21 protein-coding genes and 1 riboswitch are annotated in these 19,825 nt (G+C 62.2%); of the genes, 5 read left to right on the top strand and 16 right to left on the bottom strand.

The features are described from left to right. Positions 1 to 8: 8 nt before the first annotated feature. The 10 genes from BSF44_RS26120 to cobO form a co-directional block, all read right to left on the bottom strand. On the bottom strand, positions 9 to 740 hold the full coding sequence (locus tag BSF44_RS26120; RefSeq protein WP_095945933.1) for an adenosylcobinamide-GDP ribazoletransferase: 732 nt from the start codon (positions 738 to 740) through the stop codon (positions 9 to 11). A 2-nt stretch (positions 741 to 742) separates the two neighbouring features. Next, entirely contained in the window at positions 743 to 1,318 is a 576-nt protein-coding gene (gene cobC, locus BSF44_RS26115; protein ID WP_095945932.1) for an alpha-ribazole phosphatase family protein, read from the bottom strand. Further along, positions 1,315 to 2,370: a nicotinate-nucleotide--dimethylbenzimidazole phosphoribosyltransferase gene (gene cobT / locus BSF44_RS26110; protein ID WP_095945931.1), complete on the bottom strand. Its 1,056-nt coding sequence runs from the start codon at positions 2,368 to 2,370 to the stop codon at positions 1,315 to 1,317. Before cobT ends, cobC begins: the two co-directional genes overlap by 4 nt. Then, positions 2,367 to 2,888, bottom strand: coding sequence for a bifunctional adenosylcobinamide kinase/adenosylcobinamide-phosphate guanylyltransferase (gene cobU / locus BSF44_RS26105; RefSeq protein ID WP_095945930.1), 522 nt, complete (start codon positions 2,886 to 2,888; stop codon positions 2,367 to 2,369). Before cobU ends, cobT begins: the two co-directional genes overlap by 4 nt. Before the next feature lie 121 nt (positions 2,889 to 3,009). Further along, positions 3,010 to 4,461, bottom strand: a complete 1,452-nt coding sequence (locus BSF44_RS26100) for a cobyric acid synthase (protein ID WP_095945929.1) — start codon at positions 4,459 to 4,461, stop codon at positions 3,010 to 3,012. Next, positions 4,458 to 5,450 (bottom strand): threonine-phosphate decarboxylase CobD, encoded by a 993-nt coding sequence (gene cobD, locus BSF44_RS26095; RefSeq protein ID WP_095945928.1) that lies wholly within the window; start codon positions 5,448 to 5,450, stop codon positions 4,458 to 4,460. The genes BSF44_RS26100 and cobD overlap by 4 nt, the downstream gene beginning before the upstream one ends. Further along, a complete protein-coding gene (cbiB, locus tag BSF44_RS26090) occupies positions 5,443 to 6,351 on the bottom strand; it encodes an adenosylcobinamide-phosphate synthase CbiB (protein ID WP_095945927.1) in 909 nt (302 codons plus the stop codon). Before cbiB ends, cobD begins: the two co-directional genes overlap by 8 nt. Further along, a complete protein-coding gene (bluB, locus tag BSF44_RS26085) occupies positions 6,348 to 6,998 on the bottom strand; it encodes a 5,6-dimethylbenzimidazole synthase (RefSeq protein ID WP_095945926.1) in 651 nt (216 codons plus the stop codon). The genes cbiB and bluB overlap by 4 nt, the downstream gene beginning before the upstream one ends. Further along, positions 6,995 to 8,365, bottom strand: coding sequence for a cobyrinate a,c-diamide synthase (locus BSF44_RS26080; RefSeq protein WP_095945925.1), 1,371 nt, complete (start codon positions 8,363 to 8,365; stop codon positions 6,995 to 6,997). Before BSF44_RS26080 ends, bluB begins: the two co-directional genes overlap by 4 nt. Beyond that, complete coding sequence (gene cobO, locus BSF44_RS26075; RefSeq protein WP_057715808.1) at positions 8,362 to 8,973, bottom strand: cob(I)yrinic acid a,c-diamide adenosyltransferase; 612 nt, start codon at positions 8,971 to 8,973, stop codon at positions 8,362 to 8,364. Before cobO ends, BSF44_RS26080 begins: the two co-directional genes overlap by 4 nt. Before the next feature lie 81 nt (positions 8,974 to 9,054). Next, a riboswitch (cobalamin riboswitch) is annotated at positions 9,055 to 9,288 on the bottom strand. Positions 9,289 to 9,441: 153 nt separating this feature from the next. Between cobO and BSF44_RS26070 the strand changes: the two genes are divergently transcribed. Both BSF44_RS26070 and BSF44_RS26065 read left to right on the top strand, forming a co-directional pair. Continuing rightward, entirely contained in the window at positions 9,442 to 10,026 is a 585-nt protein-coding gene (locus tag BSF44_RS26070; RefSeq protein WP_095945924.1) for a hypothetical protein, read from the top strand. A gap of 66 nt (positions 10,027 to 10,092) precedes the next feature. Next, on the top strand, positions 10,093 to 11,406 hold the full coding sequence (locus BSF44_RS26065; protein WP_095945923.1) for a sorbosone dehydrogenase family protein: 1,314 nt from the start codon (positions 10,093 to 10,095) through the stop codon (positions 11,404 to 11,406). A gap of 106 nt (positions 11,407 to 11,512) precedes the next feature. On the opposite strand, the gene BSF44_RS26060 is transcribed toward BSF44_RS26065, so the two are convergent. The 6 genes from BSF44_RS26060 to BSF44_RS26035 form a co-directional block, all read right to left on the bottom strand. Continuing rightward, entirely contained in the window at positions 11,513 to 12,175 is a 663-nt protein-coding gene (locus tag BSF44_RS26060; protein ID WP_095945922.1) for an O-methyltransferase, read from the bottom strand. Between the two features lie 18 nt (positions 12,176 to 12,193). Beyond that, on the bottom strand, positions 12,194 to 12,730 hold the full coding sequence (locus tag BSF44_RS26055; protein WP_095945921.1) for a C40 family peptidase: 537 nt from the start codon (positions 12,728 to 12,730) through the stop codon (positions 12,194 to 12,196). A 165-nt stretch (positions 12,731 to 12,895) separates the two neighbouring features. After that, the gene (locus BSF44_RS26050; RefSeq protein WP_056721709.1) at positions 12,896 to 13,528 is read right to left on the bottom strand and encodes a C40 family peptidase; all 633 of its coding nucleotides are present in this window, start codon (positions 13,526 to 13,528) and stop codon (positions 12,896 to 12,898) included. A gap of 222 nt (positions 13,529 to 13,750) precedes the next feature. Then, entirely contained in the window at positions 13,751 to 14,455 is a 705-nt protein-coding gene (gene hda / locus BSF44_RS26045) for a DnaA regulatory inactivator Hda (protein WP_046037635.1), read from the bottom strand. A 230-nt stretch (positions 14,456 to 14,685) separates the two neighbouring features. Further along, complete coding sequence (locus tag BSF44_RS26040; RefSeq protein WP_095945920.1) at positions 14,686 to 15,759, bottom strand: AI-2E family transporter; 1,074 nt, start codon at positions 15,757 to 15,759, stop codon at positions 14,686 to 14,688. Between the two features lie 36 nt (positions 15,760 to 15,795). Continuing rightward, positions 15,796 to 16,848 (bottom strand): DUF2066 domain-containing protein, encoded by a 1,053-nt coding sequence (locus BSF44_RS26035; protein WP_095945919.1) that lies wholly within the window; start codon positions 16,846 to 16,848, stop codon positions 15,796 to 15,798. A gap of 385 nt (positions 16,849 to 17,233) precedes the next feature. Here BSF44_RS26035 and purM point away from each other — a divergent pair, with 385 nt between their 5' ends. The 3 genes from purM to BSF44_RS26020 are packed head-to-tail and all read left to right on the top strand — an operon-like array spanning position 17,234 to position 19,664. After that, on the top strand, positions 17,234 to 18,292 hold the full coding sequence (gene purM / locus BSF44_RS26030) for a phosphoribosylformylglycinamidine cyclo-ligase (RefSeq protein ID WP_057716649.1): 1,059 nt from the start codon (positions 17,234 to 17,236) through the stop codon (positions 18,290 to 18,292). After that, positions 18,292 to 18,942, top strand: a complete 651-nt coding sequence (gene purN, locus BSF44_RS26025) for a phosphoribosylglycinamide formyltransferase (protein WP_095945918.1) — start codon at positions 18,292 to 18,294, stop codon at positions 18,940 to 18,942. The genes purM and purN overlap by 1 nt, the downstream gene beginning before the upstream one ends. An 8-nt stretch (positions 18,943 to 18,950) precedes the next feature. Beyond that, positions 18,951 to 19,664, top strand: a complete 714-nt coding sequence (locus BSF44_RS26020) for a DUF3108 domain-containing protein (RefSeq protein ID WP_095945917.1) — start codon at positions 18,951 to 18,953, stop codon at positions 19,662 to 19,664. Positions 19,665 to 19,825: the final 161 nt, after the last annotated feature.

Here is a 19,825-nt window from a genome sequence, read left to right as displayed (position 1 = left end):
AATAACAGTTAAAACAGCGCCAAGCCTACCAGCACTGCAACTTCCAGCAACTCCAGCATTGCCCCTGCCGTATCGCCCGTCGTTCCACCGAGCCGCCGCAGCATCACCTGGCGCAACCAGGCAAACCCCAGCGCCGCTAACACCAGCGCCACCACACCACTCAAACCGGCGATCAACACACAGGCCAGTGCGCTGACCGCCAGCACCTGCTTGCCCGCCGAACGCGGAAGATGATCGGCCAATGCCTGGCCCAGGCCACCGGCGCGCACATAGGGCGTGGTCAGGAACAAGCCGAGCAATGCACTGCGACCGATCAACGGCACGATGATCAATGCCAGCGAATGCGGCTGTTCGATCAGCGCCAGCAGCGCGGTGAACTTGAGCAACAACACCAGCACCAGCGTCACCACGGCGATCGGCCCGCTGCGCGGGTCTTTCATGATGGTCAGCGTGCGCTCGCGGTCGCCAAAACCGCCGAGCCAGGCATCGGCACTGTCCGCCAGGCCATCCAGGTGCAACCCACCGCTGAGCAGTACCCACACGCTCAACAGTAACGCCGCGTGCAGCAACGTCGGCGCTCCAAGCAGCAGCCAGTTCACTACCCACAGAATCACGCCGAAGAGCAATCCCACCAACGGATAAAACAGCAGCGACCGCCCCAATTCCCGGGGCTCAGGCATGCCGGGCAGGCGAATCGGCAGGCTGCTGAGAAATTGCAGGGCGATCCAGAATGGCAGCATGGTCAGAGCACTTCCTTCAATACGCCAGCAGACTCCAGCGTCAGCGAAAACAGTGCGCCATGCCCAACCTCAACGTTGAGCAGTTGCTCTCGCGGCAGCCCCCGGGCTTGTGCCAGCAACAGACGCATCACTCCACCGTGGCTGATCAGCAAAATGCGCTCACCGGCACAGGTCGCGTGCAAGCGCTCCAGCGCGGCCAGCACCCGCGCCGAAAACTCTGCAACCGGCTCACCCTGAGGCGGCGTGAACGAATAAGGATCGGCCCAGAACAGACCCAGAGCCTGCGCGTCGGTTTCCATCAACGCCGCCGCGCTCTGCCCTTCCCAGGTGCCGAAATGCAACTCTTGCAGGTCTTTATCCAGTTGCACCGGCACACCCGATTGCGCACCCAGCTCCTCGGCAAATCGCGCACAACGCTGCAACGGCGAACTGACCAGCCGATCCCACGGCCCTTGCCCGACCACGGCGGCGCGCATCTGCGCCCAGCCCGTGTCGGTCAACGCATCATCGATGCTGCCACGCAAGCCACCGCCGAGTTCGGTTTCACCGTGACGCAACAGATCCAGGCGCAAAGTCATGCCGGACGATCTGCCACAGCGGCTTCGGCGAAGGTCGCCATCTGCCCGTGCAGGTCGCACGCCAGGCGCAGCAGCGGCACAGCCATTGCCGCGCCACTGCCTTCGCCAAGCCGCAGGCCGAGATCGAGCAAGGGTTGCGCCTTCAGGGTTTCCAGCACATGACGATGCCCCGGCTCGGCGCCGCGATGACCGAACAACAACCACTGACGGCAATCTGGATTCAAACGCACCGCCACCAGCGCCGCGACACTGCAAATGAAGCCGTCCACCAGCACCGCGACACCTTCCTGGGCACACGCGAGATAGGCACCGACCAGCGCGGCGATCTCAAAACCGCCGAGGTTGAACAGGGTCTGCAAGGCATCGCCACGCTGCGCGCCATGCAATGCCAGGGCGCGCTCGATCACTTGGGCTTTGTGGCTGACACCATCAGCGCTGAGCCCAGTGCCAGGCCCGGTCAAATGCACCACCGGGCAATCGAGCAGCGCGCACGCCAGGGCGCTGGCGGCGGTGGTATTACCGATGCCCATTTCGCCACCGATAAACAACTGCACACCGCTGGCGATTGCCCGCTGCACGCTGTCACGGCCGGCCTGCAGGGCGAGTTGCCCCTGGGCCGCGGTCATGGCCGGTCCCTGTACAAAATTTGCCGTGCCCGGGCCGACGTTCAGGTGAAGCACGCCCGGCAGGCTCAGCGACGGCGTGACCGTGCCAAGGTCAACCACCTCAAGGGAAGCGCCCAGCTGCCGCGCCAATACGCTGATCGCGGCACCACCGCTGACGAAGTTGAGCAGCATCTGCCCGGTCACTTCCTGGGGAAACGCCGACACACCCTCGGCGACGACGCCGTGGTCACCGGCAAAAATCGCGATCCACACCTGCTCCAGACTCGGCTTGACCCGCCCCTGCAAACCCGCCAGTTGCACCGCCACCGATTCCAGCTGGCCAAGGGAGCCGGCCGGCTTGGTCAGTTGCTGTTGCCGCGCCTGGGCCTGTTCGACCACTTGGGTATCGACCGGCTTGCACGGGTTCAGCCACCAGGATTGAGTCATAACGCAGTTCCTTTCAGAGTCAGGGGCAGGCCGGCGACGGTCAGGACGACACGCTGACAACGCTCAGCCAGAGCTTGATGCAGCCAACCGGCTTCATCGACATAGCGGCGAGTCAATTCGCCCAGCGGCACGACACCCATTCCGGTCTCGTTGCTGACAAAAATGATTTCACCCGGCAGCGACGCCAGGCAGTCCAGCAAGGCATCACGCTCGGCTTGCAAGCGCTGGGCATCGTCGAGCATCAGCAGATTGGTCAGCCACAAGGTCAGGCAATCCACCAGCAGGCATCGGTCGATACGGGCGGATTCGCGCAGCACCCGGGCCAGCTCCACCGGTTCTTCGATCAATGCCCATTCGGCAGGACGACGGGCACGGTGATGGGCCACCCGCTCGCTCATTTCTCCGTCCAGTGGCTGGCTGGTGGCGATGTAGGTCACGGCCAGGGCGCTGTCGATGGCGAGCTTTTCAGCCAGGCGACTCTTGCCGGAGCGGGCGCCGCCGAGGATCAGTTGGAGCATGGTTGTTTCCTTGAAATCTTCGGTGAGGCAACTTAAGTCATCGCGAGCAGGCTCGCTCCCACATGGAAACGCAGTCAACTGTAGGAGCGAGCCTGCTCGCGATACCGGTATTAAAACCGCATCAAATCCCGCAGAGCTGCCGCAACAGCCCGGTATCCAGATGCTTCTCCACCAGATCCGCCAACCGCTCGATATCACGCTCGCGCAAGCCGTGATAATCCACGTCCTGCACCTCCTGCAACCCCGCCCATCGCAACAGCGCACTGCACGCCGCCGCCGATTCGAACAGCCCGTGGAGGTAGGTGCCGAAAATCTGCCCGTCAGCACTTTGCGCACCCTCACAGCGACCGTCATCCAGATGCACTGCGGCGCTTTCCAGGGCCGGGCCGGTGGTCACGCCGGCATGAATTTCATAGCCCGCCACCGGCGCGTCTTCCAGCGCCAGACGACCGCGCACATTGCGCAACTGCTTCTCTTGTTCGAGCAGAGTCTGGAACGCCAGCAGCCCCAAACCGGCACTGGAACCCGGCGCCCCTTCAAGGCCCAGCGGGTCATGCACTTGCTCTCCGAGCATTTGCAGACCGCCACAAATCCCCAGCAGTTTCCCGCCGTAACGCAGGTGCCGGGCGATGGCGGTGTCCCAGCCGTTGGCCCGCAGGTACGCGAGGTCGCTGCGCACACTTTTCGAGCCAGGAAGAATGATCAGGTCGGCAGGCGCAATCGCCTGGCCGGGGCCGATGAATTGCAGGTCCACTTGCGGATGCAGGCGCAGCGGATCGAAATCGGTGTGATTGCTGATGCGCGGCAGCACCGGGACCACCACTTTCAGCACTTGCTCAACTTTATCGGTCTGGCGTTGATCGATGCCGTCCTCGGCCTCCAGGTGCAGGTCCATCACGTACGGCAGCACACCGATCACCGGTTTGCCGGTACGCTCTTCGAGCCAGTCGAGGCCGGGTTGCAGCAACGCGATATCGCCACGAAAACGATTGATGACGAAGCCTTTGACCCGCGCCTGTTCGCTCGGCGACAGCAATTCAAGAGTGCCTACCAGATGGGCGAAAACCCCGCCGCGATTGATATCGGCGATCAGCAGCACCGGGCAATCCACCGCTTCGGCGAAGCCCATGTTGGCGATGTCGCCGGCCCGCAGATTGATTTCCGCCGGCGAGCCCGCGCCCTCGACCATCACCAGCGGATACGCCGCGCTCAAGCGCTCGTGGGAGGCCAGCACCGCTTGCATGGCGATGGTTTTGTAGTCGTGATAGGCGACGGCATTCATGGTCGTGACGGCGCGGCCATGGATGATCACCTGGGCACCGGTGTCACTGTTGGGCTTGAGCAACACCGGGTTCATGTCGGTGTGCGGTGCAAGGTTCGCGGCCTGGGCCTGTACCGCCTGGGCGCGGCCGATCTCGCCACCGTCGGCCGTCACCGCACTGTTGAGGGCCATGTTCTGCGGCTTGAACGGCACCACCCTGACGCCTTGGCGCGTGGCCCAACGGCACAGCGCGGTCACCAGCGTGCTTTTACCGGCATCCGATGTGGTGCCCTGCACCATCAGCGTGGTCATTGGTTGTCCTTGGCGAAATCGTCGAACGCCTGCGCCAGTCGTACCCAGGCGATTTCGTCACCGGGCAAGCCGAATCGCAGGCTGCCGTTGTGCGTGAACAACCGCAGGAGAATGCCGCGCCGAGCCATGAATTCATACAGTTCTTCGGCGCGCTCGGTGATCAGCCACTGGAACAGCGCACAACCGCCTTGGGGCTCGAAGCCGTGTTGCTCCAGCAACGACGCAAGGCGCTCGCTGGCCTCTTCGGTGCGCAGCCGTTGCCGCGCCTGCCCTTGCGTATCGCGCAGGCAGGCCTGGCCCACGACCCGGGTTGCCCCGCTCACGGCCCAGGGCCCCACTTGTTCAGCCAGCAACTTGAGCAACTTGCGTTCTGCCAGCACAAACCCAAGGCGCACACCGGCCAGGCCGAAAAACTTGCCGAAGGAACGCAAGACGATCAGCCCGACTTGATGGGCAAACGGCGCCAGGCTCAGTGGCGGCGTGTTATCCATGAACGCTTCGTCCACCACCAGCCAGCCACCGCGCTGGGCCAGCCGTGTGTGCCAGTCGAGCAGGCGACTGGGGGTGAGGCTAAGGCCTGTGGGGTTATTCGGATTGACCACCACCAGCACGTCGAAACTGTCGATAAAGAAGTCGACTTCCTGCTCCAGCACTTCACGCACGATGTAGCCGTTGCGACGCCACGCTTCGGCGTGCTCGGCGTAACAGGGTGACAGCACGCCGACCTTGCCCGCCCGACGCAATCGCGGCAGCAGCTGGATCGCCATTTGCGAGCCGGCGACCGGCAATGCCTGCAAGGTGCCGTAGTAATCACAGGCGGCCTGCTCCAGGCCGTCGTCCGTCTCCGGCAAACGGGCCCAGGCCCGCAGCGGAATATCCGGCACCGGGAACGGCCAAGGCGCAAGGCCCGTGGACAGGTCCAGCCAGTCGGCTTCCTCTATGCCGTATTCGAGCACCGCCTTGCGCAATCGCCCACCGTGCTCAAGCATAAAATTCGGCCCCCAGACAGAGAATCAGCAGCCACAACCATACCCCGCGCTGGACCAATTGCCAGCCCCGGTCAATGGAGTCGGCATCCGCCGGCACGCCTTCGCCCAACTGCGGACGCTGATGCAATTCGCCGTGATAAATCGCCGCCCCGCCCAATTCGACACCAAGGGTACCCGCCCCTGCCGCCATCACCGGGCCGGCGTTCGGGCTGTCCCAGGTCGGGCCCTGGGTGCGCCAGCATTTCAACGCCAACCGGGTTTTGCCCAGCAGCGCGTAAGTCAGTGCCACCAGGCGCGCGGGAATGTAATTGAGCACGTCGTCGACTTTCGCCGCCGCCCAGCCGAACCGTTCGAAACGCTCATTGCGATAACCCCACATCGCATCCAGCGTATTGCTCAGGCGGTAGAGCACCACGCCCGGCGCACCGGCCACGGCAAACCAGAACAACGCCGCGAATACTGCATCGCTGCCGTTTTCCAGTACCGACTCGGTAGCGGCACGGGCGATCTCGGTTTCATCCAGTTCGCTGGTCTGGCGACTGACCAGATAGCTCACGCGTTTGCGTGCTTCATCAAGATCTCCGCCGCGCAGGGCCTTGGCCACAGGCGTGACGTGCTCACCGAGACTGCGCATGCCGAGGGCGCAATAGAGCGCGAGAATCTCGACGATCCAGCCGACATAGGGCGCCCAGGAGAGTGCCGTGGCCAGCAGCGTAAGCGGCAATACGGCGATCACCCACGCGGTGACGCCATGACTGCGCCAGCCGCGACCGCCGCCGTTGAAACGTTGCTCGATGCGCTCGGCAAATCGGCCGAACGCCACCAGCGGATGCCAGCGTTTGGGTTCACCCAGCAGCGCATCCAGCGCAACCGCGGCGACACTCAACAACGCCACACTCATTGACTCACTCCCCAATAATTTTCATACAGCAATTCATGTAGCGCACGCGCCTGTGCCCAGCCTTCGAGCACCAGCATCGGCGCCGGGTAGAACTCTTTGACTGGCCCGAGGCACAGCACCGCCAGCGGTTTGGCTCCCGACGGCAACCTCAACAAGTCCGCCAGTGCCTGGGGTTCGAACAGCGACACCCAGCCCATGCCCAGCCCTTCGGCGCGGGACGCCAACCAAAGGTTCTGGATGGCACAGGACAGCGAAGCCATGTCCATTTCCGGCAGCGTGCGGCGACCGAAGATATGCTGCTCGCGGTCGTCCATCAGTGCGGCGACCAGAACCTCGGCGCAATCGTTGATGCCTTCGACCTTGAGCTTCATGAACTCATCGCTGCGCTCGCCGAGGGCTTCGGCGGTGCGGATGCGTTCTTCTTCCACCAGGGCCTGGATTTGCCCGCGCAAGGCGCGATCGCTGATGCGGATGAAGCGCCAGGGCTGCATCAGGCCGACACTGGGGGCCTGATGCGCCGCTTCGAGCAGGCGCCGGAGCAACTCGGGCTCGACGGTGCCGCCGCTGAAGTGGCGCATGTCGCGGCGTTCGGCGATGGCGCGATAGACCGCTGTGCGTTCGGCTTCAGAGAATGCGTTGTCGCTCATGGCCGCTTAGCGAGCAGGCTCGCTCCCACAGGAGTCAGGTGATCCATTACGGAAGCGATGACGGCCTCAAGGTCCGGCGCAAACAGCGCGGCAATCGCCGAGGGGTTCGACGGAAAATAAAAGTGCACATAAGAGGCGGTCATCCGCCCCTCACGGTAGACCGCCTCCGCTCCGCGCCCACCGTTAGGGCTCAAGCCACGGGCAATCGGCGCCAGTTCAGTGGTGGTCAGCGAATGGTGATAGGTGTGCCCGCGCAGCGAGCCTTCCGGCAATTCCACCGCTTGCAACGCCAACGCCGCCAGACGCTTTTGCATGACCGCATCACCGGTCAGCAAGCCAACCAGTTCGGCGCGAGTACCCTCGACATCGGTCAGTGAGTCGAGCAGATACAGCATGCCGCCACACTCGGCGAGCAAGGGTTTGCCCGCCCTGTGGTGGGCGCGGATCGCGTCGAGCATCGCGGTGTTTTGCGCCAGCGCAACATGGTGCAGTTCCGGGTAACCACCCGGCAGATACAGACTGTCCGCCTCCGGCAACGCACAGTCGCGGATCGGCGAGAAGAAGGACAACTCGGCGCCCATCGCCCGCAGCAGATCCAGGCTTGCACCGTAAGTGAACGCAAAGGCTTCATCCCGGGCGACGGCAATGCGCACACCGGCCAGCAGCGGTTCGACCGCGATGACATCAGGGGCGGCGAACTCGACTGTCGGCGGCAGCGCAACCTCGCAACTGCTGGCCAGGGCATCGGCGGCCGCATCGAGGCGCAGGTCGAGATCGTTCAACTCGCTGGCCTGCACCAGCCCCAGGTGCCGGCTCGGCAATTCGATCCCGGTTTCCCGGGACAGCGCGCCGTACCAGCGCAAACCTTCAGTCAGGCTGCCTTCAAGCAGTTGCGCGTGGCGCAGCGTGCCGACACGATTGGCCAGCACGCCGGCGAACGGCAAATCCGGCTGATAACGCGCCAGCCCCAGGGCCAACGCGCCGAAGGTCTGGGCCATGGCGGTGCCATCGATCACACCCAGCACCGGAACACCGAAATGCCGCGCCAGGTCGGCGCTCGACGGCGTCCCGTCGAACAGCCCCATGACGCCCTCGATCAGGATCAGGTCGGCTTCAGCGGCGGCTTCCCACAGCAAGCGGCGACTCTCCTGCTCGCCGACCATCCACATGTCCAGTTGATACACCGGCGCACCACTGGCGCGCTCGAGGATCATCGGATCGAGAAAGTCGGGGCCGCACTTGAACACACGGACCTTGCGCCCCTGATTGCGATGCAATCGGGCCAGCGCCGCGGTGACGGTGGTCTTGCCCTGGCCAGAGGCCGGCGCGGCAATCAGTACCGCTGGACAGTGCCGAGGCTGACTCACAATTCGACGCCTTTCTGCGCTTTGATCCCGGCTTGAAAGGCGTGCTTGATCACGCCCATTTCGGTGACGGTGTCAGCCATTTCGATCATTTCCGGCTTGGCGGCACGACCGGTGACCACCACGTGTTGCATCGGCGGTCGGGCCTGCAAGTCGCTGAGCACCTGATCGAGATCGAGGTAGCCGTGCTTGAGGGCGATGTTCAGCTCATCGAGCACCACCAGACCGATGGACGGATCGCGCAGCAGTTGCTGCGACACCGCCCAGGCGGCTTCGGCGGCGGCGATGTCGCGCTGGCGGTCCTGGGTTTCCCAGGTAAAGCCTTCGCCCATCACATGAAAACGCACCTGCTCGGGAAAGCGCCGGAAGAACAACTCTTCACCCGTGCTGTTGCGGCCCTTGATGAACTGCACCACGCCGCATTGCATGCCGTGCCCCATGGCGCGGGCGAGCATGCCGAAAGCCGAGCTGCTCTTGCCCTTACCGTTGCCGGTCAGCACCAGCAGCAGGCCACACTCGTTCGGGGAATTGGCGATGCGCTCGTCGATCACGGCTTTTTTGCGCTGCATGCGCGCCAGGTGGCGTTCGTCACGATCGGGGGTATCAGTCATGGGGGAGCTCTCCGTTGAGGCAGGAATAACGGCGGGCAGGCACAACAATAGAAGGCAAAAAGCCTGGCATCGCCCACCGTGATGCCGCTGGATGAATCAGGCCGGTCTCCGGGCTCATGAGTGGCGCGGGGCCAGACTGTGCGCCTTCCCGCATCAAATCGACACAGTGGCATCACACACAGTTTTCACTCATTTACCGTTGCGGGGGCAGCGCCGGAATTGCGGGCCTTCGACCAACAGAAGGACTCACTCACCGGCTTCCCTGTTTCACTCTGTCGACCCAAGCCACAGAGCACCTGAAACAAGCCGCGAAGGTTAGAGGGTTGGGGGTGGAGCGTCAATTAAAGCCGGGAGGCCATCGACCGAATAACTGCCATCAATCAATAAACTGACGTCAATCTTGTGCCACGCTCTCAGCAGTGATATCAAAGAGCCACAATCTCACAACACAATAACAAGGGTGAGCCCATGCAAGGCATGATCATCAGCAATCCAAAGCTGGAATTCCTGCGTCCGGTGCTCGAGCACTGGTTCGAATGCATCGACCGTTACAACGCCGTCCGCGGCGATGGCGACACACCGTACTGGCACGACGAAAAGGCCAATCTCGGACTGCTGTCTGCCGCCGCCTGGATGGCCGAGATGGTCACGCTGCAACAGACCCCCACTCGCAAGCAGACCGAAGAAGGCGAGCGCAACAGCCGCGCCGACCTGCTCCTGGCCTCCCCCGAAACCCGCGCCTACATCCAGACCAGCCAGCGCTGGCCACGGGTCAACAGCCTCAACCTGTCCCAGGCCCTGCTCGATATCGCCAGCGATGCGAAGCGCCTGAGCCACGCCAGCGACCTGAAACTCGGCTGCCTGTTCGTCGCCCCGCAAAAAGCCCAGCAAGGCGCCACACCGGAAGAACTCCAGGACATGGTCGACGACCTGCAAAAGGAACACACCTGCGCTGTCGCCTGGTATTTCCCTTATGCCTACCGCAAGTTGCGCAACGAAGCGGGCAACTATCACCCCGGCATCGCGGTGCTGTTCAAGGAAGCCCGCGGCTGAGGGTTGAACCATCGCACGACAACGCTTCTCTATGATTAGAACAAGGCATTCATAGGGAAGACCAGCATGCGCACGCCCCCGCTCGTCCTCGTTATCGCGCTTGGCACAGGGCTCGCCGCTTGTGGCGAGACCTCCCGCCTGCAAGTCTCCGACGGCACCGGCCCGTCACCCCGACTACCAGAACCCAACAAGACACTGGTGCCGACCGTGAACATCGCCCCGGCCATCGGCTGGCCGCAGGGTGCGAAACCCGTCGCCACCACAGGCACTCAAGTAGCCGCTTTTGCCGAAGACCTGGATCACCCCCGCTGGCTTTATGTGCTGCCCAATGGCGATGTGCTGGTGGCGGAAACCAATGCACCGCCCAAACCCGAAGACGGCAAAGGCATTCGCGGCTGGGTGATGAAGAAAGTCATGGGCCGTGCCGGGGCCAGGGTGCCCAGCGCCAACCGCATCACCTTGCTGCGCGACAAGGACCACGATGGCGTTGCGGAAACCCGCACGGTGTTTGTGCAAAACCTCAACTCGCCCTTCGGCATGACCCTGGTCGGCAATGACCTGTATGTGGCCGACACCGATCGCCTGCTGCGTTTTCACTATGAAAGTGGCGATACGCAGATCAAGTCCCCGCCGGTCAAGGTGGTCGACCTGCCAGGTGGGCCGCTGAACCATCACTGGACGAAAAACGTCATCGCCAGCAAGGATGGCAGCAAGCTGTACGTCACCGTGGGTTCCAACAGCAACGTCGGCGAAAACGGCATGGACAAGGAAGAAGGTCGCGCGGCGATCTGGGAAGTGGATCGTGCCACCGGCCAGCAGCGGATCTTCGCCTCCGGCCTGCGCAATCCCAACGGCATGGCCTGGGAACCGCACAGTGGCGCGCTGTGGACCGCGGTCAACGAACGGGATGAAATCGGCAGTGACCTGGTACCGGACTACATCACCTCAGTGAAAGACGGCGCTTTTTATGGCTGGCCGTACAGCTACTACGGCCAGCATGTCGATATTCGCGTCGAGCCGCAAAACCCGGACCTGGTGGCCAAGGCTATCGCCCCGGACTACGCCGTCGGACCGCACACGGCATCACTGGGCCTGACCTTCGCCGAAAACAGCAAGTTGCCGCCACCCTTCACCCAAGGGGCATTCATCGGGCAGCACGGCTCATGGAACCGCAACCCCCACAGTGGCTACAAAGTGATTTTCGTGCCGTTCAGCGCAGGCAAACCGGTCGGAAAGCCCGTTGAAGTGCTCACAGGCTTTCTCAACGACAAGGAACAGGCCATGGGCCGCCCGGTGGGCGTGGTGATCGACCGGCAGGGTGACCTGTTGGTGGCCGATGACGTGGGGAACAAGGTGTGGCGGGTGTCGGCTGCCAGGTAACGGCACTACATCACCTGTAGGAGCGAGCCTGCTCGCGATGAGGCCGGCGCATTCAACTTTGATGTTGCCTGCCCCACAGCCATCGCGAGCTCGCTCCTACAGGGGCTCAGCGTTTGCGGCAAAGAGTCAAACCATCCCCGATCGGCAACAAGGACAAATCCACCCGCGCATCATCCTTCAACGCCCGGTTGAGCGCCTGAATCGCCCGGGTGTCCGCGCTCTCGGGGCTGGCCTCGAGCACGCGCCCGCTCCACAGGGTGTTATCGAACACCGCCAGCCCACCGACCCGCAGCAATTGCAGGGCGTGTTCCAGATAAGCCGGGTAGTTGGCCTTGTCGGCATCGATGAACACCAGGTCGTACTGCCCGCCCTGCCCTTGTCGCTCAAGTTCGGCAAGGGTTTCCAGCGCCGGAGCCAGCCGCAGGTCAATCCGCCCGGCCAGCCCCGCTTCTTGCCAGTAGCGCCGCGCGATGGAGTTGTAGTCGCCAGGGATGTCACAGCAAATCAGCGAACCGTCAGCGGGCAACGCCGCCGCCATGCACAGCGCGCTGTAGCCGGTAAAGGTGCCGACTTCGAGCAAGCGCCTGGCCCCCGTCAGTTTCACCAGCAGGGCAAGAAACTGCCCCTGCTCAGGCGCCACCTGCCAGCGCGCCATCGGCAGCGCCTGGGTCTCATCGCGCAAGCGCTTGAGCAGCGGCGTTTCGCGCAGGGAAACATCGAGCAGGTATTGGTACAGGTCGTCGTCGAGATTAAGCGTGCGAGCAGTCATGACCAGCAGCTCCGAAGGTTACGGATTGCGCGCCAGATGCTCAGGCTGCAGAACACGCTTGGCGCTCAGGTAAGCTTTTTGCCAATACGCCTTGGACAGGCTGTCGAGCTTCACGGTGCCGCCGGTGGCCGGCGCGTGGACGAAGCGCCCTTCTCCCACATAGATGCCGGCATGACTGACCTGGGAACCGCCATTGGTGGCAAAGAAAAGCAGGTCGCCGGTCTGCAGGCCTTCCTTGCCTACATTCGCCGCTTGCATGGAGATCATCTCACGCGTGGTGCGCGGCAAGGCAATACCGGCGACATCGCGGTACACGTAAGCGATCAGGCCACTGCAATCAAACCCGGAATCCGGCGTGTTGCCACCCCAGCGATAAGGCGTGCCCACCAGACCGAGGGCGCGAAACAGCACGTCTTCCGCTTCGGGCGAAAAAGCCTGCGAGGAACCAAATACGATGGGAGCGCGAATCACCGGCGCAGGAGGCGGTGTGCGGCTGGCGCAGGCACTGAGCAGCGCTGCGAAGAACATGATTGCGAGGCGGGCCGACGTCGTCATAAGCAGAACATCCTGATCTGGCTGCGGCTTTTTCTGCGGGGAGCGCAGAAAAGAAAACCGCCTGCGTTGGACGCAGGCGGTTTGCCATCATTTGTAGATCAAGATTCTAGCGGCTACACGACAAACTTCAAGTAAGACTTTAAGTTCGCCTTACAAAATGTCCGCTTATTTACGTGCAGTGACGATTGGCGACGCGTTAGGTGCCATTGCCAGGGCGCGCTTGGCTTCGATGAAAGTCTTGCTCCAGTAGCTGTCGCCCAGGCTATCGATGCGCACACCGCCGCTGCGGCGGCTGCTGGAGTGGATGAACTGGTTGTCGCCCAGGTAGATCCCGGCGTGACTGACGCGACCACGACGACCGTTGGTAGCGAAGAACAGCAGGTCGCCCGGCTCAAGTTTGCTGCGCGAGACCAGCGGAGCGTCCACGTTGATCATTTCGCGGGTGGAGCGTGGCAGGTTCATGCCCGCTTCTTCGCGGAACAGGTAACCGATGAAACCACTGCAATCGAAGCCGGCTTCAGAAGTACCGCCGAAACGGTAACGGGTACCAATCAGGGACATGCCACGTTCGAGGATGCTGTCGGCCAGGACCGGAAGCTGGTAGGACTTGCCGCCAGCGAAGTCTGCGAGTTCTTTTTCGGTGGCCAGCTCTTCCTGGAAGAGAGCGGAAGACTGGGCAGTGGCCGAGTGTTGAACCTGCTGTTGCGGAGCTTGCTGGGCCACTGGAGTGTGGGCAGCGCAACCGAACAACAGGGTGACGAGTGCGAGAGGCACGAGGGGTGCGAAGCGATTTAGCATGGGCACGACCGTGGCTGAAAGTTGTAAAGAAGCCGAGACTATGCCCGCTATCATCCTCATTTGCAAATTCAATCGATCTTTTTGTGACTTATCCGTTTCCCGTTTACATCTAAGCGCTTAAGCCCATTTTAAACATACACGCGGCCTGCAACCTTGCAGGAAAGCGGGATTGCTGGCGCCTGAAATTTGCCGAACCGGCTAAAAGCCCCGGTTTCAGCGGGCTTACCAGCCGAGGGTTTCTTTCAGAAACGGGATGGTCAGCTTGCGCTGGGCCTGGAGGGAAGCCTGATCGAGGCGTTCCAACAGCTCGAACAACGCACTCATGCTGCGGGTACCGCGAGTCAGAATGAAATGCCCGACTTCATCGGTCAGATGCAGGCCGCGACGGGATGCGCGTAATTGCAGGGCACGCAGTTTGTCCTCATCGGACAGCGGGCGCATCTGGAAGATCAAGGCCAGGGTCAGCCGGGATTTGAGATCCGCCAGCTTCACCGGCAACTCACGCGGGGATGTCGATGCGGCAATCAGCAAGCGTCGGCCACTGTCACGCAAGCGATTGAACAGATGGAACAGCGCCTCTTCCCAGTCCGCCCGCCCGGCAACCACCTGCAAATCATCCAGACAGACCAGTTCGTACTGTTCGAGGTTGTCGAGGATTTCGATACCGCGATCGAGCAGTTCGGCCAACGGCAGGTACACCGCCGGCTCGCCCATTTGCTCGAAGCGCAGGCAGGCGGCCTGCAACAGGTGCGTACGCCCTACCCCGTCCTTGCCCCAAAGATAGATCAGGCTTTCGGTCCAGCCGGCGTCGGCTTCGCACAGCCGCTCGACATAGCCGAGTGCAGCGGCATTGGCGCCTGGGTAGTAGTTGATAAAGGTGGCGTCGTCACGCAGACGCACACCTAGGGGCAGCTGAATCGGTTTCATGCTGACTGAACAGTTCCAAAGGAACCGTTAGTGGCCTCTGTGTAAAGTTTGCGAAGTTTATACCCGTGAAGCGGACCGCACAATGCGACAGACCACAAGCAAAATCAAAGGTTTGCGTTAATGCACCGGTTTTGTGGCAGATTCTTTGGCGGTGCATGTGACAGGCGGGCGACGCCGACAGGCTGATCCGGCACGAACCCGGGCAGCCTGCCAATAGCTATCGACGCCCCTTACACCCGCGGCTCGTCGACTCCCCCGTAGATTTCAGAAACCTTATACAAATCATGTACATGGCGCACCAACACCATGATCACCGCCGCGACCGGCAATGCCAGCAGCACACCGGTAAAGCCAAACAGCTCACCACCGGCCAGGATCGAGAAAATCACCGCCACCGGGTGCAGGCCAATCCGGTCACCGACCAGCCAAGGGGTCAACACCATACCCTCCAGCGCCTGACCGACCATGAATACCGCGACAATGCCGAGCATCGGATAAAGATCACCGCCGAACTGGAACAGCCCAGCAAGCAGCGCCGCGCCAATGCCGATGATAAACCCCATGTACGGCACGATCGCCGCCAGGCCGGCAATCAGGCCAATCAGCAGGCCCAGCTCCAACCCGACCAGCATCAGGCCTGCCGCGTAGATCACGCCCAAGGCCACCATCACCAGCAACTGCCCGCGCACGAACGCGCCGAGCACTTCATGGCATTCACCCGCCAACGACACCGCGCGCGCTTCACGCTCACGGGGCAGCAGGCCGCGGATCCTGGCCATCATCAGGTCCCAGTCCCGCAACAGGTAGAAACTCACCACCGGAATCAACACCAGGTTCGCCAGCCAGCCGATCAACGCCAGCCCAGAGGCTGTGGCATGACTCAGCACCACGCCGACAACATCAGTGGTCTGACTCATATGCTCGCTGATGGCGGCCTTGAGCTGGTCGAACTTCCAGAAACCGTCTGACAGGCCGAACTTCGATTGCGCCCAGGGCAACGCCGTGTGCTGCAGCCAGTCGAGCATCTGTGGAGCCAGTTCATACAAACGAAACAATTGCCTGGCGAGCAACGGCACCAAGACCAACAGCAGCGCGGTGAAGATCAATGTAAACAGGGTAAACACCGCCACGACACCCCAGGTTCGGGACAGGCCTGCCTTCTCCAGCCGATCCACCAGCGGGTCGAACAGGTAGGCCAACAGCAGCGCCACCAGGAACGGCGTCAGGATCGGATGCAACAACCAGACAAACACACACAGCAGGACCACCCCACCGAGCCAGAACCAACGCCGCGAATCGGCCATGAACCACTCCATTGCTTCTATATAAAGAAAGAAAAACTACCAGCGAAAACGCAGTTGCGGGATCGGGGCCGGCGCGGCGACTGGCACCGCGCCGCCGGTGGCTGGCTGAACGGGCGCTACCGGGGGCGGGACCTGACTCGCCGGCGCCTCCTGCAGCCTCGCCAGCGACAGTTGCGCACGCAGTTGATCGACGCTGCCATTGACCCGATAGAGAATCCGGTCGCCCTCGACACTTTGCACGCGCCCGCCAAACGGCTCCAGCAAACGCCCGAGCGACGCGTAGTGCTCAAGATTCATGCCTTGCACTTCCAGCAATTGCTCGCTCGAAGCACCGGGTTTGGCGACAAACCGTGGCGCCAGGCGCTCGTTGACCGCCAGCATCACCGCATCGGCCACGGTGGCCTGATCGGCGCCTTGCACGTTGCCGGCCTCTTTTTTATCCCCCAGCCACAATTGCCACTTGGCTTGCCACTGCCCACCCTCCTCCCTGGCGTGAACGGCGAGCAGGGCGTCGGCGTTATAGCGCTCCGATGCCGCCTGCAAAGGCGCGGGGTCCGCGCCCTCCAGATTCGGCGCGGTCGCGACGATCTGCTCATTCAAATCCGCCAACGGCAAGCGCAATGGCAAGCCCCGGTGCTGGGCAGCCCGACGCAACGGCGCTGCGCTGGCCTGGCCGTCACCCACCAGGCTTGAACCCTCGGTGGAATCATTCAACCACCAGCCGAGGATCGACGGCCGGTTGGCACCCCACATGGCCAGGCCGGCGCGGCGCAAGGCCTGCTCGGTGGTGCCCGGGTCGAAATCGACTTTCAGGACTTCCGGCGGCCCGGCCTCAAAACCGTATTGGCTGATGATCTGTTGCGGGTCTTTACGAATTGCCGCCAACCCCGGACTTTGAGCGGCCTTGGGGTCGCCGGTCAGGCGCAACACCAGTGTATCCAGTGCACGCTGAGTCGCCTGGTCGCGCTCCTCGGGCGACTGGCCATTCACCGGCTCGCGCACCAGGTAAAGGCCTTTGACGGTTTCGGCTTGACTGACCAGGCTGACCACTGACAAACAACTCACAAGCAAGAGTTTACAAAAACGCATGGAAGATTCCTGACGACAAGAGCGGCTGGAACAGACCGCATGAAGACGATCGAGCAAGACTGTGACCGTTGCCCGACGCAAAACATTCACACGCTCCGGGTAAGTTTTCGCACTGTCATAACGATAGACGGTTAATCGCGATACCTTATACAGCCATGCAGGATGCCACCGACACCGTGCATCAACGGTTTTTTTTGACCGGATATGGCCCTGCTGTCGGCCTGAGGATGGCCGCTGCGGCTCAAGCCTGATAAAATCGCGCGCCTTCGCAGACCGGCAACAGCCGGGCCCCCTGAAATTCGCGCATGGCCCTCGCCTTCGCCTGTTTCGGCGGTCCCGATGGACTCGGTCGTTACCCAGAAATCCCCCCCTAAAGGCCTGGATCATGAGCAAGCAACCCTCCCTGAGCTACAAGGACGCCGGTGTAGACATCGACGCCGGTGAAGCATTGGTCGAACGCATCAAGAGCGTCGCCAAGCGCACTGCGCGCCCGGAAGTCATGGGCGGCCTGGGCGGTTTCGGCGCCCTCTGCGAAATCCCGGCCGGCTACAAGCAGCCTGTGCTGGTTTCCGGTACCGACGGCGTCGGCACCAAGCTGCGCCTGGCACTGAACCTGAACAAACACGACAGCATCGGAATCGACCTGGTTGCCATGTGCGTCAACGACCTGGTGGTGTGCGGCGCCGAGCCGCTGTTCTTCCTCGACTACTACGCCACCGGCAAACTGAACGTCGACACCGCTGCCCAGGTTGTGACCGGCATCGGTGCTGGCTGCGAACTGTCGGGTTGCTCGCTGGTTGGCGGCGAAACCGCTGAAATGCCGGGCATGTACGAAGGCGAAGACTACGACCTGGCCGGTTTCTGCGTCGGCGTCGTGGAAAAATCCGAAATCATCGACGGCTCCAAGGTCGCTGCCGGCGATGCCCTGCTCGCCCTGCCTTCTTCCGGCCCGCACTCCAACGGCTACTCGCTGATCCGCAAGATCATCGAAGTGTCCGGCGCCGACATCGAAAACATCCAGCTCGACGGCAAGCCGCTGACCGACCTGCTGATGGCCCCGACCCGCATCTACGTGAAGCCGCTGCTCAAGCTGATCAAGGAAACCGGTGCCGTCAAAGCCATGGCCCACATCACCGGTGGCGGCCTGCTGGACAACATCCCGCGCGTGCTGCCAAAAGGCGCGCAAGCCGTGGTTGACGTGGCAAGCTGGAACCGCCCTGCTGTGTTCGACTGGCTGCAAGAGAAAGGCAACGTTGACGAGAACGAAATGCACCGCGTGCTGAACTGCGGCGTGGGCATGGTCATCTGCGTGGCTCAGGAGCACGTTGAAACTGCCCTGAACGTTCTGCGCGAAGCGGGCGAGCAGCCTTGGGTCATCGGCCAGATCTCCACCGCTGCCGAAGGCGCGGCTCAGGTTGAACTGAAGAACCTCAAGGCTCATTGATGTCTCAGACCTGTGATGTGGTGGTGCTGTTGTCCGGCACCGGCAGTAACTTGCAGGCCCTGATCGACAGCACGCGGACCGGCGACAGCCCGGTCCGCATCGCTGCGGTGATCTCCAATCGCGCCGACGCCTACGGCCTGCAGCGCGCCAGTGACGCGGGTATCGACACCCGCGCCCTGGATCACAAGGCTTTCGAAGGTCGCGAGGCCTTCGACGCCGCGCTGATCGAACTGATCGACGCCTTCAACCCCAAACTCGTGGTACTGGCCGGATTCATGCGCATTCTCAGCGCCGGTTTCGTACGCCACTATCAGGGTCGCCTGCTCAATATCCATCCCTCGCTGCTACCCAAATACAAAGGGTTACACACTCATGAGCGCGCGCTGGAGGCCGGCGACACCGAGCACGGCTGCTCCGTGCACTTCGTCACCGAGGAACTCGATGGCGGACCACTGGTCGTACAGGCTGTAATACCGGTAGAGTTACAGGATTCGCCGCAGAGTCTGGCGCAACGGGTCCATGTTCAGGAACACCTGATCTACCCGATGGCCGTACGCTGGTTTGCCGAAGGCCGTCTGGCCCTCGGCGAGCAAGGTGCTTTACTGGATGGACAGTTACTCGCGGCCAGCGGCCACTTGATTCGAAACTAGGAGATTTTATGCGTCGCGCCCTGCTCTTCGCTTGCGCTCTGCTCGCCTTGCCCTTCGCCCAGGCGGCAGACCTTCAACCTTTCTCCGCCAGCTACACCGCCGACTGGAAACAGCTGCCCATGAGTGGCACTGCCGAGCGCAACCTCGAAAAAACCAGCGACGGCAAATGGAAACTGAGTTTCAAGGCATCGATGATGATCGCCAGCCTGTCCGAGGAAAGCACCCTGACCATGGACAAGGACACGCTTCTTCCAGAGTCGTACCACTTCGAACGTGGCGGCCTGGGCAAGGCCAAGAAAGCGGATCTGGATTTCGACTGGAACACCAAGATGGTCACCGGCACCGATCGCGGCGACGCGGTCAAGGTTCCACTCAACCGTGGCATGCTCGACAAATCCAGCTATCAACTGGCCCTGCAGCACGACGTCGCCGCCGGCAAAAAAAGCATGAGTTATCAAGTGGTCGACGGCGGTGAAGTCGACACCTATGACTTCCGCGTGCTGGGCGCCGAAAAGGTCGACACCAAGGCCGGCAAGATCGATGCGATCAAGGTTGAACGTGTACGCGATCCGACACAGAACAAACGCATCACCGTGATGTGGTTCGCCAAGGATTGGGACTACCTGCTGGTCCGCCTGCAACAAGTCGAAACCGACGGCAAGGAATACAACATCATGCTCCTGGATGGCACGGTCAACGGCAAGCCAGTCAAAGGCAGCTGATCCGGATCGATACCATGAAGCCCCGCCATTGCGGTAATGCTGTTCACTTAAGCGGAGCAGCCTTACGGTCCACTGGAAACCGGGTTTTTGAAATCTTCACCGTCCTTGGCCTTGATGGCCTTGGGCGGTGATCCAGAAACAACCCGCCGACACCTTTTCTT

Origin of the sequence: Pseudomonas sp. ACN8 (assembly GCF_002303925.1) — a bacterium.
GTDB lineage: Bacteria > Pseudomonadota > Gammaproteobacteria > Pseudomonadales > Pseudomonadaceae > Aquipseudomonas.
The sequence above is the reverse complement of the archived record's forward strand: the minus strand, read 5'-3'. Positions and strand labels throughout refer to the sequence as shown.

Bases quoted from the DNA above. Each gene is read 5' to 3' on its own strand.
- BSF44_RS26065 (WP_095945923.1), top strand. From the start codon at position 10,093: ATGCGCACGCCCCCGCTCGTCCTCGTTATCGCGCTTGGCACAGGGCTC.
- cobD (WP_095945928.1), bottom strand. From the start codon at position 5,450: ATGCTTGAGCACGGTGGGCGATTGCGCAAGGCGGTGCTCGAATACGGC.
- purM (WP_057716649.1), top strand. From the start codon at position 17,234: ATGAGCAAGCAACCCTCCCTGAGCTACAAGGACGCCGGTGTAGACATC.
- bluB (WP_095945926.1), bottom strand. From the start codon at position 6,998: ATGAGCGACAACGCATTCTCTGAAGCCGAACGCACAGCGGTCTATCGC.
- hda (WP_046037635.1), bottom strand. From the start codon at position 14,455: ATGAAACCGATTCAGCTGCCCCTAGGTGTGCGTCTGCGTGACGACGCC.
- purN (WP_095945918.1), top strand. From the start codon at position 18,292: ATGTCTCAGACCTGTGATGTGGTGGTGCTGTTGTCCGGCACCGGCAGT.
- BSF44_RS26055 (WP_095945921.1), bottom strand. From the start codon at position 12,730: ATGACGACGTCGGCCCGCCTCGCAATCATGTTCTTCGCAGCGCTGCTC.
- BSF44_RS26040 (WP_095945920.1), bottom strand. From the start codon at position 15,759: ATGGCCGATTCGCGGCGTTGGTTCTGGCTCGGTGGGGTGGTCCTGCTG.
- BSF44_RS26035 (WP_095945919.1), bottom strand. From the start codon at position 16,848: ATGCGTTTTTGTAAACTCTTGCTTGTGAGTTGTTTGTCAGTGGTCAGC.
- BSF44_RS26060 (WP_095945922.1), bottom strand. From the start codon at position 12,175: ATGACTGCTCGCACGCTTAATCTCGACGACGACCTGTACCAATACCTG.
- cobT (WP_095945931.1), bottom strand. From the start codon at position 2,370: ATGACTCAATCCTGGTGGCTGAACCCGTGCAAGCCGGTCGATACCCAA.
- BSF44_RS26020 (WP_095945917.1), top strand. From the start codon at position 18,951: ATGCGTCGCGCCCTGCTCTTCGCTTGCGCTCTGCTCGCCTTGCCCTTC.
- BSF44_RS26120 (WP_095945933.1), bottom strand. From the start codon at position 740: ATGCTGCCATTCTGGATCGCCCTGCAATTTCTCAGCAGCCTGCCGATT.
- BSF44_RS26100 (WP_095945929.1), bottom strand. From the start codon at position 4,461: ATGACCACGCTGATGGTGCAGGGCACCACATCGGATGCCGGTAAAAGC.
- BSF44_RS26050 (WP_056721709.1), bottom strand. From the start codon at position 13,528: ATGCTAAATCGCTTCGCACCCCTCGTGCCTCTCGCACTCGTCACCCTG.
- BSF44_RS26070 (WP_095945924.1), top strand. From the start codon at position 9,442: ATGCAAGGCATGATCATCAGCAATCCAAAGCTGGAATTCCTGCGTCCG.
- cobC (WP_095945932.1), bottom strand. From the start codon at position 1,318: ATGACTTTGCGCCTGGATCTGTTGCGTCACGGTGAAACCGAACTCGGC.
- cobO (WP_057715808.1), bottom strand. From the start codon at position 8,973: ATGACTGATACCCCCGATCGTGACGAACGCCACCTGGCGCGCATGCAG.
- cobU (WP_095945930.1), bottom strand. From the start codon at position 2,888: ATGCTCCAACTGATCCTCGGCGGCGCCCGCTCCGGCAAGAGTCGCCTG.
- cbiB (WP_095945927.1), bottom strand. From the start codon at position 6,351: ATGAGTGTGGCGTTGTTGAGTGTCGCCGCGGTTGCGCTGGATGCGCTG.